This window comes from Enterococcus sp. NPDC086594 (assembly GCF_044746145.1).
In the GTDB taxonomy this organism is placed as follows: Bacteria; Bacillota; Bacilli; order Lactobacillales; family Enterococcaceae; genus Enterococcus_D; species Enterococcus_D entomosocium.
This window is the reverse complement of the sequence record NZ_JBIVBP010000016.1, coordinates 1-13,482: the sequence shown is the minus strand read 5'-3', so window position 1 is coordinate 13,482 and position 13,482 is coordinate 1. Positions and strand designations below refer to the sequence as shown.

Sequence of the window (13,482 nt, the reverse complement as noted above, 5' to 3'; positions counted from 1 at the left end):
GTGCGCCTTGGCAATGGCACCACAGTCAAGACGCACATTTTTTTCTATTTATGGAAAGCGTGTTATACTACAAAAGAAGGAGTGACAATATGAACGAACATGCATTATCGGATCGTTTGGCTTGCGTGGGCGAACAAATTCCCGACCAAGCACGTTTCGCCGACATCGGTTCCGACCATGCTTACTTGCCTGTAGCATTGATGCTGCAGAACAAAATCTCTTATGCTGTAGCTGGAGAAGTTGTTCAAGGACCTTATGATTCTGCCAGCAAACAAGTGCGTAAGAACGGGTTAGCTGATAAAATCGTGGTTCGCTTGGCAGATGGACTGGACGCGATTCAACCTGAAGACAACATCGACACCGTTGTCATTGCTGGAATGGGCGGCACACTGATACGTTCGATTTTAGAAGAAGGTAGCCGGAAAAATCGCTTAGCGGGAGTCAAACGCTTGGTCTTACAACCGAATGTTGGGGAACGGACTTTGCGAGAATGGCTCGTTAGCAACAACTTTATAATCATTCATGAAGTACTTTTAGAAGAAAACGACAAAAACTATGAAATTATCGTTGCGGAAACTGGAAAAACGACGTATACGTCCCAGCAATTATTTTTTGGTCCTTTTTTATTAAAAGAAAAAAATCCAGTTTTCCTTAAAAAATGGCAACATGAATTAAAGCAACGACAACGCGTCATTAAAGAGTTAGAGAAAGCCAAAGAACCACCTGCTGAAAAAATCAATGAATTAAAGGATCAGATCGAATGGATCAAGGAGGTGTTGGCATGATTTCTGGTCAAGAATTTATCAAACGCTTTGAAGCATACTGCCCTTTGTGGTTGGCAGAAGAAGGCGATCCTGTTGGTCTACATGTTGGCACATTAAACAAACCGCTCGAGCGAGTCATGATGACTCTTGATGTACGTCCAGAAGTGGTTGCAGAAGCCATCGAGAAAAAGATCGACTTGATCATTGCCAAACACCCACCGATCTTTCGGCCTTTGAACCGCTTGCTGACAGATGATCCACAACAAAAGATGCTAATGGATCTCGTCAAGCATGATATTGCCGTTTACGCCGCCCACACCAATATGGATATTATTGAAGATGGTTTGAACGATTGGTTTTGTGAACTATTAGAAGTTGAACCCGACACGTATTTGAAGCAAACCCATCAAGTAAAAATGAAGAAGCTAGCTGTTTTTACCCCTGTTGAATCGGCACCAGCGTTACGAAAGGCATTAGGTAAAGCAGGTGCTGGTCAGCAAGGCAATTACCAAAATACCAGCTATTCCTTGATTGGCACCGGTCGCTTTACGCCACAGCAAGCGGCACATCCTGCCATTGGTGAGATCGGAAAAGAAGAACAGGTGCAAGAAGCGAAGATCGAAGTCATTTTTCCAGAAACGATCGAGAAAAAGGTGCTTTCGGCAATGATCGCTGCTCATCCTTACGAAGAGCCAGCTTATGATCTGTATGCCTTAGACAATTTGCCGAAAACCTATGGAATCGGACGGGTTGGCAACCTCGCTGAGCCTCTTTCCCTTGATCAGTTTGTCGAACGTGTCAAAGAGCGCTTTGGTTTGACTGCTTTACGCCTCGTCAGCTTTCCTGGTGCACCTGAAAAAATTCAGCGAATCGCCATTTGCGGCGGCAGTGGCCAATCGTTTTATTCGGATGCTTTACGCCATCAAGCGGATGTGTACATCACTGGCGATATCAGTTACCATTTCGCCCATGACATGCAAGCCAATGGGTTGATTGGGATCGATCCAGGGCACAATATCGAAAAGGAATGTATTCCTCGGTTTATTGAGAAATTCAACCAGTGGAAAGCAGAAGAGAACTGGGCTGTGACCTTTGTTCCTTCCACCACTTCAACAAATCCATTTGACTATAGATAGGAGAATCTTTTATGTACGAAAATTTATTGCCTCGCTTTTTGAATTATGTAAAAACAGAAACTCGCTCTGATGCGACAAGCACGACAACACCTTCTACCCAAACACAGGTCGCGTTTGCCAAAGAACTGCAAAAAGAACTTGAAGAATTAGGATTAAGCGATGTTCATTACAATGAATCAAATGGTTTTGTGATCGCAACATTACCAAGTAACGTGGATCATGACGTACGCTCCATCGGTTTTATCGCCCATATGGATACCGCCGATTTTAATGCAGAGAATGTTGATCCGCAGATCATCGAAAATTACGATGGCGAATCAACCATTAAATTAGATAAAGAAGGAAAATACACATTAAACACAAAAGATTTTCCGAATTTAAAAAATTATGCTGGGGAAACCTTGATCACTACTGATGGTACTACTTTATTAGGTTCTGATGATAAGTCAGGTATTGCAGAAATCATGACAGCCATGGAAATTTTACTTAAAAACCCAACGATCAAACATGGGGAAATCAAAGTCGCATTTGGCCCTGATGAAGAAATTGGGGTTGGTGCAGATAAATTCGATGTTGAAGATTTCAATGTTGATTTTGCGTATACAATGGATGGCGGTCCAGTAGGAGAATTGCAATACGAGACCTTTAATGCGGCGCAAGCTGAAATTACGATCCAAGGAAAAAATGTCCACCCTGGAACTGCTAAAGACACCATGATCAACGCTTTGCAACTAGCAGTCGATTTTCAAAATGCGCTACCGGCTGATGAAGTTCCTGAGAAAACCGAAGGGACAGAAGGGTTCTTCCATTTGATGAGTCTCAGCGGCTCAGTAGAAGAAGCGAAAATGGCATACATTATTCGAGACCATGACCGGACCCGTTTTGAAGAAAGAAAAGCACAATTACTAGCGGTTCAAGAAAGCTTGAATGCCCGCTTTGATGAACCGAGAGTACACGTTCATCTATATGATCAATACTACAACATGAAAGAAATCATCGAAAAAGATATGAGTATCATTGATCTAGCAAAAGATGCGATGGAAGCAGTGGGAATCACTCCGATCACAGAACCTGTTCGTGGTGGAACCGATGGCTCGAAAATCTCCTATTTAGGGATTCCAACACCGAATATCTTTGCTGGTGGAGAAAATATGCACGGACGTTATGAGTTCGTCTCACTACAATCAATGATGAAAGCGACCGATGTGATTGTGAAAATCGCCGAACTGAATGCTCAAGCATAAACGTTGATTTTTGATTTGTTGGAATAAATGAAAAACTCTTGGGCTGGGAACTCTTCACGCAGGTCTTGCGTAAGACCCGGCCTTTTTAGGATGTGAATAGGATGAAAATTCTCGTTTTATACAATGATACAGCGGGGAAAAGTGAAGCAAAAGAAACAGCAGAAAAATTCCAAGCCTATGTGAAAGAACAAGGCGAAGAGCATCAAGCGTTCTTGCAGGCCTCAAATCCAGACGTCGATCCCAAAGACGTTCGAGAGGCTGCCGAAAAACACGCAGTCGATACGATTGTGATCATTGGTGGAGATGGGACGATCCATCATGGATTGCAAACCTTTAAAGAAAAGTTAGATGTGTTGAAGGTCGGCATCATTCCTGGTGGAACCGTAAATAATTTTGCCAGAATGTTGGGGATACCGGTGAAGCCCGAAGAGGCCTTCGAGACGATCTTAACGGGGGTTGAGCGATCGATCGACTACGGGACGGTCAATGATCAAGTCATGATCTCGACCATGACCATTGGTCTTCTGGCAGATACCGCCGCAGCCACTTCCCAAGAAGAAAAACAGCAATATGGGCCGTTAGCGTTTATGAAACGGTTCATTCATCTGTTGATCAAAAAGAAACAATACAAATTAGAAGTCATTGCTGACGAACGGAAATGGCAGGGGAAAACTCAATTACTGACGATCGTCATGTCGAATTCAGCAGGTGGGTTTAAGAACTTCGATGAAGAAGCAAAGCCTGATGACGGATTGTTTCATATCATTCTTTTGCCAAAACTGAATATTTTACGATTTATTTTGTATTTACCAAGAATTATTCGTGGTAGAATTGCCAAAGTACCAAGTGTTGAATATTTCACTGCCGCAAAGGTCTCAATAAAGGCCAAAGAAAAAACGGTTCATACTCGAACCGATGGCGACCCAACGGATGATCTACCGATTGAGATGAAAGTTATCAAACATGGTTTGACGATGCTGGTACCTGAAGAAGCACAAGAATCAAAATAATGATCCCTACGATCAATCATATGGAGGAAATGGATGAATGCACTGATTTACAATCCATTGTGGTTTTATTTAATTGCAGTCAATCTTTATCTTTTCTGTCTGATGGGGTATGATAAATATCAGGCAGTGAAACAAGGTTGGCGGGTTCCCGAAGCAAATCTCCTTTTTATGGGGGCGATTGGCGGAGGATTAGGCGGTTTAATTGCGCAACGCGTATTTCGCCACAAAACAAGAAAGAAGAAGTTTCACCTCTTTTTTGCTTTTGGCACCGTTTTTGCTATCCTGCTGATGGTCTTTTTTGCATAAATTCGGTATAACAAGCAAGGAGTTAATATGAAAACTAAAGTGAAGTTCGCCCTTAATTTACTTTTACTAGTAGGGATTCTGGGTGTGATGTATTTTTTTGTCCGTAACTCGATGATGGATATTTTGGCGGGGCTAAGAGAGACCAGCTTTCTCGTCGTCTTACTGGTTATGGGGCTTGGCACATTGTACCTAGTGATTGAAGGACGAACAGTCAAAGAGATTGCCGTGACTTTCCAACCGGAATTCACAACCAAGGCGGGGTTTCTGACCGTCTGTTACAGTGGTTTTTATCGGATTGTGACGTTTGGGGCAGGCACCTTAATCTCAGAGGTGAATTTTTACCGTAAAAATGGCTTGCAGTTGTCACAGGGCGTTGGGGTCACCACCTTACACATGGTGATGTATAAGTTCGCCATATTGACTTATGCAATCGCTGGGTTGATCATTCAATTTTCGCTATTCTATGACAATGCACCCAATATGATTTGGGTAATTTTAGCGGGGATCGTACTCGTTTTTTTGATCATTGCCGCTTTGTTAGCACTTTCGGTCAGCATCAACATTCAAGTCTTTTTCGTGATCGTCAGCAATAAGCTGTTCAAAAGTGCGACATTAAGAGGAATCGTTGACAAATGCAACACCCAAATTTATTCTTTACGAGAAACAGTCAATGCGATCATTACCGACCGCACCGCTTTCTTGCGTATCTATTTGTGGAATCTTTTGAAGATGCTGCCTTGGTATGTGATTCCTTATGTGATTCTTGTTGTGCAGCATCCAGAGATCGATTTCTTGTTGACGTTATCCTTCATCAGTTTTGCCGTCGTCTTGTCCGGGGTGATTCCAACACCGGCAGGGATCGGATCATTTGAATTTATTTATATGCTGCTTTTTGGTCCATTAGTTGGCACGGTCGATGCTGCGTCTTCCATGCTACTGTACCGTTTAGCAACATTCATTTGGCCCTTCATAATTGGTTTTGCTTATGTAATGAAAGAAAAACGCAAAGATATTAGCCAAGAGTTGACTGAATTAAGAAAAGAAAAAGTGGAAAGTTAAAAACACGCTTATCTTCGAATAGAGGATAAGCGTGTTTTTTTAGTCTTTCAAATCAATGATCCGATCAACAAAGGATTCATAAAACTCGCCTTCATGGGAAACGATCAAAACTGTTCCAGGAAAGGCCGCTAGGGTTTCTTCCAAATTGTTTTTCGTATCTTGATCGATATGGTTGGTCGGTTCATCAAGAATCAAGAAGTTACTTTTGATCAACATCATTTCGGCTAGTTTGACTTTTGTCTGTTCACCACCACTTAATAGCTTCAATTCTTCCTGGGCTAATTGGCTAGGTAAACCTGCCCGAGAAAGTTGCCGTCGCAATTCTTTGTTGGTGGCCTTCGGAAAAAGATCCTCAAGGTATTGAAGAGGGGTCTGCAATGGATATTCCCAGTCAAGGTCTTGAGAAAAGTAATTGAATTTTGTATGCTGTGGGTAAGAAACGGATCCCTCAATTGCTGGGATCACACCAAGAATCGTTTTGATCAATGTTGATTTACCGATCCCATTAAATCCCCGTATAGCAATTTTTTCGCCATAGCGGATCGTTAGGTTGATCGGGGAGAGTAATGGCTTTTGGTCGTATCCAATGACTAGATTGGTGGTTTCCAAGGCCAAGGTGGTAACGATTGGTGCCAAATCAAATCCTAAATGGGGTTTAGGGACATCTTGCGGTGGGGTCAAACGATCAATTTTTGCCAACTGTTTTTCACGACTCTTTGCCATCGTTGAACGAGAACCAGCTTTGTATTTACGAATATAGCTTTCGGTTTTCTTGATATGCTCTTGTTGTGCTTCGTATTGCTTCATATAGCTTTCATTTTGCAGCGTTTTTAGTTTTAATGCTTTGTCCAAATTCCCCGTATACTTAGAAAGCTTGCCAAATTCGATATCAATGATATGGGTCGTGATTTCGTTAAGGAATTGACGATCATGAGAAACGACTAAATAGGTACCGGTAAAGTCCTGTAAAAACTCAACCAGCCATTTGATGTGCTCATCATCTAAGTGGTTGGTCGGTTCATCTAAAATCAGCATGTCGGGTTTTTCTAGCAGCATTTTTGCCAAGATCAGTTTTGAGCGTTGACCACCACTTAAAGAAGCGAGGGGGGTATCCATTCCGAGAACCGAAATACCTAACCCTTCTGCTAAATCATCGATCAATGTATCCATTTGGTAGAAATTTCCTTGATCCAATTGATTTTGCAATTCGCCCGCTTTTTCTAAAAGCTTATCGTCGAGGCTTTCGCCATAAGAAGTATAAAGATCGGCAATCTGTTGTTCTTTTTCGAAGTCTTCTGCAAAGGCAGAGCGCAAAAAATCACGGATTGATTGCGTTTCATCAACATTGACGTATTGATCCAAATAGCCCATTTTCAAATTTTTCGGAAATTGGACGAAGCCATCATCGGGGAGAATTTCTCCTGTAATGATTTTGATTAAAGTACTTTTGCCAGCGCCGTTCCGTCCAATCAAACCGACTTTTTCACCACGGTTGATTTGAACGGAAACGTCTTCGTAAAGCAATTTGTCGCCAAATTGTTGGCTAATATTCGTTAATGTTAACATCATTTCCTCCATATAAAAAAGCTGTAAACAGTAGACGTTACAGCTAAGTAGATAATCTTACTGAATAAAAATCGCCAAAGAGCGATCAAAACGATCAGGAAAATCGATTGTTCCTGACCAATCAGGACCTAGCATACCATTGCTGCTTCCCATCTGTCAATTTTCATGAAAGAATACTGAAAAAAATCTTGATGTTCGAGGGAAATCTTTTGACCATTACTGACCAACGTTGTATAATAAAAGAGTAGAAAAAAGCATACTGCTTGCAGTGTACTTATTTTCTGACTACCATTTTGGGAGGGAAAAGTATGAACCCAGAAAAAATGACGACTACATTACAAAGTGCTATCGCTGAAGCCCAGCAGATTGCCATGACCCGTCACCATCAAGAAATTGATATTCCACATTTATGGAAGATTTTATTGCAAGCCAATCAATTCGGCCGCAATTTTTACACGGACACAGGTCTCGATGTCGATGCTTTTGAAAAAGAAGTCGACCGACTATTAGATGAACTGCCTTCGGTTGAAGGAGGAAATGTTCGTTATGGTCAATCTATGAGTCAAAATCTGTTTCATCTTTTGTCTGAGGCAGATCAATTAAAAAATGAATTTCAAGACGAGTATCTTTCCACAGAAATCGTCCTTTATGCGTTGATGAAATTGAAAAATCATCCATTGACGGTGTATTTAAAGAAACAAGGAATCACTGCGAAAGAAATCAAGCAAACGATCGAAACATTAAGAGGAGGGGATCGTGTGACCTCACAAAATCAAGAAGAACAATACAAAGCATTAGAAAAATACGGCGTTGACCTGGTGCAACAAGTCCGCAGCGGAAAAATGGACCCAATTATCGGACGAGACGAAGAAATTCGTGATGTGATTCGCATCCTTTCTCGGAAGACAAAAAACAATCCCGTTTTGATTGGTGAACCAGGAGTTGGTAAAACAGCCATCGTTGAAGGATTGGCACAACGGATCGTGCGAAAAGACGTCCCAGAAAACCTAAAAGACAAAACGATCTTTTCTCTGGATATGGGTGCCTTGATCGCAGGTGCTAAATTCAGAGGTGAATTTGAAGAGCGTTTGAAAGCTGTCTTACAAGAAGTGAAAAAAGCCGATGGACGCATCATTCTCTTTATTGATGAGATCCACAATATTGTAGGTGCTGGTAAGACGGAAGGCAGCATGGATGCTGGAAACTTACTGAAACCAATGCTGGCACGGGGAGAATTGCATACGATTGGCGCAACCACCCTTGATGAATACCGTCAATACATGGAAAAGGATAAAGCTTTGGAACGTCGTTTCCAAAAAGTGCTGGTACAGGAACCAACCGTTCAAGACACGATCTCAATTTTACGTGGGTTGAAAGAACGGTTCGAGATCCATCATGGCGTCAACATCCATGACAACGCGCTTGTTGCAGCGGCTACCTTATCTGACCGTTATATCACGGACCGCTTTTTACCAGACAAAGCCATCGATTTGATCGATGAAGCAAGTGCCACGATTCGGGTGGAAATGAATTCGATGCCTACTGAGCTCGACCAAGTTACCCGTCGTTTGATGCAACTAGAGATCGAAGAAGCCGCACTGAAAAAAGAATCCGATGATGCATCGAAAAAACGCTTAGGCATTTTACAAGAAGAATTGGCGGAATTGCGTGAAGAAGTCAATACCATGAAAATGCAGTGGGAAACGGAAAAAGAAGAAGTCAATGCAGTTTCCAACAAACGGGCAGAGATCGATAAAGCCAAGCATGAGTTGGAAGATGCTGAAAATAACTATGATTTGGAACGGGCAGCTGTTCTTCGTCATGGGACGATTCCACAACTGGAAAAAGAACTAGCTGAACTGGAAGAAAAAAACCAAGACGAAGGCATTCGGATGGTCCAAGAATCAGTGACCGAAAATGAGATTGCCCTAGTCGTTGGACGTTTGACAGGGATTCCTGTTGCGAAATTAGTGGAAGGCGAACGGGAAAAACTGTTGAAATTAAATGAGACCTTGCATCAACGAGTGATCGGACAAGACGAAGCCGTCGATGCCGTCAGTGATGCCGTCATTCGTTCACGAGCTGGCCTGCAAGATCCAAATCGACCATTAGGTTCCTTCTTGTTCTTAGGTCCGACCGGCGTCGGTAAGACCGAATTAGCGAAAGCGTTGGCGGTCAACCTCTTTGATTCAGAAGAGCATATGGTTCGGATCGATATGAGCGAATACATGGAAAAACATTCGGTGTCTCGCTTAGTCGGTGCCCCTCCAGGCTATGTAGGGTTTGAAGAAGGTGGCCAATTGACTGAAGCTGTTCGACGCAATCCATACACGATCGTCTTATTGGATGAGATCGAAAAAGCCCATCCTGATGTTTTCAATATCTTATTACAAGTGCTTGATGATGGCCGTTTGACAGATTCAAAAGGGCGAGTCGTTGATTTCAAAAATACAGTCTTGATCATGACTAGCAATATCGGCTCTCAAGTCTTGCTAGATGGTGTGACCGCAGAAGGGACGATCCCAGAAAACGTTGCTGAAAATGTCCGTAATCTTTTGAGAGGGCATTTTAAACCAGAATTCTTAAATCGGATCGACGACACGATTTTGTTCACACCGCTTAGTCTAAACGATGTGACAGGCATCGTCGACAAGATCATCGCACAGCTGTCACAACGACTGGAAGTCCAAGATATACTGTTGACGATCACTGAAGAAGCCAAACGCTGGATCGCTGAAAATGCTTATGAGCCAGCGTATGGTGCGCGACCTCTACGTCGGTTTATCACGAGAGAAGTCGAAACTCCGTTGGCAAAAGAAATCGTTGCCGGCAGAGTCTTACCAAAGACCCAAGTCACGATCGAATTATTGAACGAACAGCTGGTTTTTGAAAATACGCCAATTACCGAGGAATAAAAAGATAAAAAATGGATAAATGCAAAACGATGGTTGCCGTTTCATTGGTAGCCATCGTTTTTTTGTCGCTCAACATAAGACAAAAAAGTTCCTCTTGCTTGTTGTTTGGAGGAAATTCGCACTTCGATTATACTGTTCTTATGGAGTAGGAGAGGAATGAAAAGATGAATACTTTTTTTGAAACGTTAAATGAGCGAAAAGGGGAATTGCTGACAGCTGTCTTTGAGCATTTGTCATTGTCGATCATTGCGCTGCTGGTGGCGATCGTTATTGCTGTCCCGTTAGCCATTTGGCTGGTTAATCATAAACGGGCAGCGGAAGTCGGCCTACAAATAACGAGTGTGCTACAAACGATTCCATCACTGGCACTGTTAGGTTTATTGATTCCATTTGTGGGGATCGGAACGCCGCCTGCGTTGATCGCACTAGTTATTTATGCGTTATTGCCGATCTTTCAAAATACCTATATTGGCCTTTCGGAGATCGATCCATCAATCGAAGAAGCTGCGGCGGCATTTGGTATGTCTCGGATGCGCCGATTGATCAAAGTCGAATTGCCGATTGCCTTGCCTGTCATTATTTCGGGGATTCGCACGGCGTTGGTCTTGATCATCGGAACAGCGACTTTAGCCGCTCTGATTGGCGCTGGTGGGCTAGGTTCCTTTATTTTGTTGGGGATCGATCGGAATGCCCCTGAATTAACGTTGATCGGCGCGATCGGGTCTGCTTTACTGGCTATTATTTTCAGTACGTTGATCCGTTATCTACAACACCTGAAACCGCGCTATACCTTGATTACGCTGGCAGCGATCATCTTGCTGATTGGCGGCGTTTCTTTTTCACAGAGCGGATTTTTCGCGCCGAAAACCATTACCATAGCTGGGAAGTTAGGGTCTGAACCTGATATCTTGATCAACATGTACAAAGAATTGATTGAGCAAGAAGATCCTGATGCACAGGTTGAATTGGAACCTAACTTTGGGAAAACTTCTTTCTTATTCAGTGCTTTAGACAATGACCAAGTCGACATTTATCCAGAATTTACTGGAACTGTGTTGGAGAGTTTAGTGGATGTACCGGAAAAAACCGCTAGTCAAAAACTTGACTCTGACGAAACCTATACCGAAGCAGTCAATCTGTTAAAGGATCAGTTTGAGATGACCTTGCTTCAGCCGATGGCGTATCAAAATACCTATGCGTTGGCTGTGAAAAAAGAATTTGCTGAGGAAAATGGACTAACCACGATCTCTGATTTGAAGAAAATCGAAAATCAAATCAAAGCCGGCTTTACCCTCGAATTCATTGATCGGACGGACGGTTATGCGGGCATCCAAGAACTCTATGGGCTAGATTTTCCAAGTGTCCAAAGTATGGAACCAGCATTGCGTTATCAAGCCATCAATAATGGCGACATCAATCTACTGGATGCCTATTCCACGGACAGTGAATTGCGTCAATATGGCTTAGTTATTCTAGAAGACGATCAAGAACTATTTCCACCTTATCAAGGAGCGCCTTTGATGAAAGAAGCCTTTGCCAAGGAACATCCAGAAGTCGTCCGTGCATTGGAAAAGCTGGCAGGTAAAATCACCGAAGAACAAATGAGTGAAATGAATTATCAGGTCAATGTCGAAGGAAAAAATCCAGCAGAAGTCGCGCGTACCTTCCTGATAGATGAAGGATTAATTAAGGAGGGACAAGAATGACACCAATTATTGAATTTAAAAACGTCAGTAAAAAGTTTGATCAAAAAATAGTGATCGATCAATTAGATCTGAGCATCAATAAAGGGGAAATCTTTGTTTTGGTCGGTCCTTCTGGGAGTGGGAAAACGACGACTTTGAAGATGATCAACGCGTTGTCAGAACCAACGGATGGCGATATTTACTTCAAAGAAAAACGAATCAAAGAATACAATATCCAAAAAATGCGTTGGCAAATGGGGTATGTTCTCCAACAAATCGCCCTGTTTCCGACAATGGATGTGAAGCAAAATATTGAAGTAATCCCAGAGATGTTAGGGTGGTCGAAAAAAGATCGCTCAGAAGCCGTGGATCGTTTGCTGACACAGGTCAAACTTGACCCAGAGCAATACCGCCATCGAATGCCTAAAGAGTTGTCAGGAGGAGAACAGCAGCGGATCGGGATTTTAAGAGCGTTAGCTGCTAACCCAGAAATTATTCTGATGGACGAGCCCTTTAGTGCTCTTGATCCAATTTCTCGAAATTCCTTACAGGAGTTAGTCCTCGATTTGCACCAAGAGCTTGGGACGACGATTATTTTTGTCACGCATAACATGAAAGAAGCGGTAAAACTAGGTACGCGCATTGCTGTCATGAATCAAGGGAAGATCGTCCAATGTGATACACCGGAAGTGATTGTCTCGCAACCAAAAACTGCTTTTGTGAAAAGTTTTTTTGAAGAGACCGGTGAAGACGAAGCAAAACTGGTCACTGCAGGGGATTTGATGCGGATGAACTTTTTCAGCGATGAAGTCAACCCAGTGGCTACTCAAATCGCTGCATCTACTACTTTAAATGAGTTGTATACCTTATTTGCAACTCATGACACGGTAGTGATTGAAGAAGAGCAGAAACTCGTAGGGAGTCTAAGTCGAAAAGATGTGTTTGCTTTCTTGAGTCGTGATCGAACGTAAAAGGTTCTTTATGGCCACTAGAAATGTCATATTTTTTTAAAAATCGATGATTTCTCTTGCTCAATGTAAAAATTCCACGTAAGATTGAGGAAGATATCTTTTGTCAGAATGCCAGAAACGAGCTTTGATAATGACAAAAGATGCAGTAAAGGAGCGAAAGAGCAGCTATGGTAAAAATCCTAAAAGAGAATTGGTTACTGCTTTTCTTTATCGTCGCCGTGGTTCTCATCCGTTTGTTTGTCCTGACGCCAGTTCAAGTCAGTGGCCATTCTATGGATCCAACTTTGGCCGATAAGCAGCGTTTGATTGCATCAAAAATTTCTTCATATGACCGCCAAGACATCGTGATATGTGTTGAACCAGATGATCCAAGCAAAATTGCTGTCAAGCGGCTGATTGGTTTACCCGGTGATACGATTGAGATGAAAGATGATGTCCTAACAATCAATGGAGAAGTATACGAAGAACCCTATTTAGATGAGTTTAAAGAGAAATTTGCGGACGATCAATTACAAGACGAATATTCTTATCGCGAAATGTTTCAGCAGATCGCCGCTGGTGCAGAACACTTTACCGACGATTTTACGGTAACTGTTCCTGAAGGCAGCTATTTTGTGATGGGAGACAATCGTTTGATCTCTCGGGACAGTCGTAGTTTCGGGGTCGTAACAGAAGATCAAATGGAGGGGAAAGTGCTGCTGCGTTTTTGGCCTTTGAATCAAATCAAACTTTTCTGGCTCTTTGTCAATAAGGACTGATGAGTTGTGCAAAATCAAATCTGGGTCAGAATGAACCTCATTCTGGCTCAGATTTTTTGTTATCTTAC

11 protein-coding genes are annotated in these 13,482 nt (G+C 42.4%); 10 read left to right on the top strand and 1 reads right to left on the bottom strand.

Going from position 1 to position 13,482, the window contains the following annotated elements; all coding sequences use genetic code 11:
* Positions 1-89 precede the first annotated feature (89 nt).
* The 6 genes from ACIPK1_RS15725 to ACIPK1_RS15700 all read left to right on the top strand — a co-directional run bounded on the left by ACIPK1_RS15725 (position 90) and on the right by ACIPK1_RS15700 (position 5,519).
* Positions 90-785 carry a tRNA (adenine(22)-N(1))-methyltransferase TrmK gene (locus ACIPK1_RS15725; protein WP_008380063.1) on the top strand — a complete coding sequence of 232 codons (696 nt, stop codon included), beginning with the start codon at positions 90-92 and terminating at the stop codon, positions 783-785.
* A complete protein-coding gene (locus ACIPK1_RS15720) occupies positions 782-1,900 on the top strand; it encodes a Nif3-like dinuclear metal center hexameric protein (protein ID WP_301389207.1) in 1,119 nt (372 codons plus the stop codon). Before ACIPK1_RS15725 ends, ACIPK1_RS15720 begins: the two co-directional genes overlap by 4 nt.
* 11 nt (positions 1,901-1,911) lie before the next feature.
* Positions 1,912-3,144 carry a peptidase T gene (gene pepT / locus ACIPK1_RS15715; RefSeq protein WP_301389208.1) on the top strand — a complete coding sequence of 411 codons (1,233 nt, stop codon included), beginning with the start codon at positions 1,912-1,914 and terminating at the stop codon, positions 3,142-3,144.
* 101 nt (positions 3,145-3,245) lie between these two features.
* A complete protein-coding gene (locus tag ACIPK1_RS15710; RefSeq protein WP_016611838.1) occupies positions 3,246-4,154 on the top strand; it encodes a diacylglycerol kinase family protein in 909 nt (302 codons plus the stop codon).
* Between the two features lie 33 nt (positions 4,155-4,187).
* The gene (locus ACIPK1_RS15705) at positions 4,188-4,460 is read left to right on the top strand and encodes a DUF1294 domain-containing protein (protein WP_005235800.1); all 273 of its coding nucleotides are present in this window, start codon (positions 4,188-4,190) and stop codon (positions 4,458-4,460) included.
* 27 nt (positions 4,461-4,487) lie between these two features.
* Positions 4,488-5,519: a lysylphosphatidylglycerol synthase transmembrane domain-containing protein gene (locus tag ACIPK1_RS15700; protein ID WP_016620081.1), complete on the top strand. Its 1,032-nt coding sequence runs from the start codon at positions 4,488-4,490 to the stop codon at positions 5,517-5,519.
* Positions 5,520-5,558: 39 nt separating this feature from the next.
* Here the strand turns inward: ACIPK1_RS15700 and ACIPK1_RS15695 are convergent, their stop codons facing one another.
* Entirely contained in the window at positions 5,559-7,085 is a 1,527-nt protein-coding gene (locus ACIPK1_RS15695) for an ABC-F family ATP-binding cassette domain-containing protein (RefSeq protein WP_034872663.1), read from the bottom strand.
* Positions 7,086-7,393: 308 nt separating this feature from the next.
* Between ACIPK1_RS15695 and clpB the strand changes: the two genes are divergently transcribed.
* The 4 genes from clpB to lepB all read left to right on the top strand — a co-directional run bounded on the left by clpB (position 7,394) and on the right by lepB (position 13,414).
* Positions 7,394-10,000: an ATP-dependent chaperone ClpB gene (clpB, locus tag ACIPK1_RS15690; protein ID WP_008380058.1), complete on the top strand. Its 2,607-nt coding sequence runs from the start codon at positions 7,394-7,396 to the stop codon at positions 9,998-10,000.
* 164 nt (positions 10,001-10,164) lie between these two features.
* Positions 10,165-11,706, top strand: coding sequence for an ABC transporter permease/substrate-binding protein (locus ACIPK1_RS15685; RefSeq protein ID WP_061054205.1), 1,542 nt, complete (start codon positions 10,165-10,167; stop codon positions 11,704-11,706).
* Positions 11,703-12,656 carry an ABC transporter ATP-binding protein gene (locus tag ACIPK1_RS15680; RefSeq protein ID WP_400451292.1) on the top strand — a complete coding sequence of 318 codons (954 nt, stop codon included), beginning with the start codon at positions 11,703-11,705 and terminating at the stop codon, positions 12,654-12,656. Before ACIPK1_RS15685 ends, ACIPK1_RS15680 begins: the two co-directional genes overlap by 4 nt.
* 167 nt (positions 12,657-12,823) lie before the next feature.
* On the top strand, positions 12,824-13,414 hold the full coding sequence (gene lepB, locus ACIPK1_RS15675; protein ID WP_400451291.1) for a signal peptidase I: 591 nt from the start codon (positions 12,824-12,826) through the stop codon (positions 13,412-13,414).
* Positions 13,415-13,482 lie beyond the last annotated feature (68 nt).

Coding starts and splice junctions, on each gene's coding strand:
- lepB (WP_400451291.1), top strand. CDS start 12,824: ATGGTAAAAATCCTAAAAGAGAATTGGTTACTGCTTTTCTTTATCGTC.
- ACIPK1_RS15705 (WP_005235800.1), top strand. CDS start 4,188: ATGAATGCACTGATTTACAATCCATTGTGGTTTTATTTAATTGCAGTC.
- ACIPK1_RS15720 (WP_301389207.1), top strand. CDS start 782: ATGATTTCTGGTCAAGAATTTATCAAACGCTTTGAAGCATACTGCCCT.
- ACIPK1_RS15695 (WP_034872663.1), bottom strand. CDS start 7,085: ATGTTAACATTAACGAATATTAGCCAACAATTTGGCGACAAATTGCTT.
- ACIPK1_RS15700 (WP_016620081.1), top strand. CDS start 4,488: ATGAAAACTAAAGTGAAGTTCGCCCTTAATTTACTTTTACTAGTAGGG.
- ACIPK1_RS15685 (WP_061054205.1), top strand. CDS start 10,165: ATGAATACTTTTTTTGAAACGTTAAATGAGCGAAAAGGGGAATTGCTG.
- ACIPK1_RS15725 (WP_008380063.1), top strand. CDS start 90: ATGAACGAACATGCATTATCGGATCGTTTGGCTTGCGTGGGCGAACAA.
- pepT (WP_301389208.1), top strand. CDS start 1,912: ATGTACGAAAATTTATTGCCTCGCTTTTTGAATTATGTAAAAACAGAA.
- ACIPK1_RS15710 (WP_016611838.1), top strand. CDS start 3,246: ATGAAAATTCTCGTTTTATACAATGATACAGCGGGGAAAAGTGAAGCA.
- ACIPK1_RS15680 (WP_400451292.1), top strand. CDS start 11,703: ATGACACCAATTATTGAATTTAAAAACGTCAGTAAAAAGTTTGATCAA.
- clpB (WP_008380058.1), top strand. CDS start 7,394: ATGAACCCAGAAAAAATGACGACTACATTACAAAGTGCTATCGCTGAA.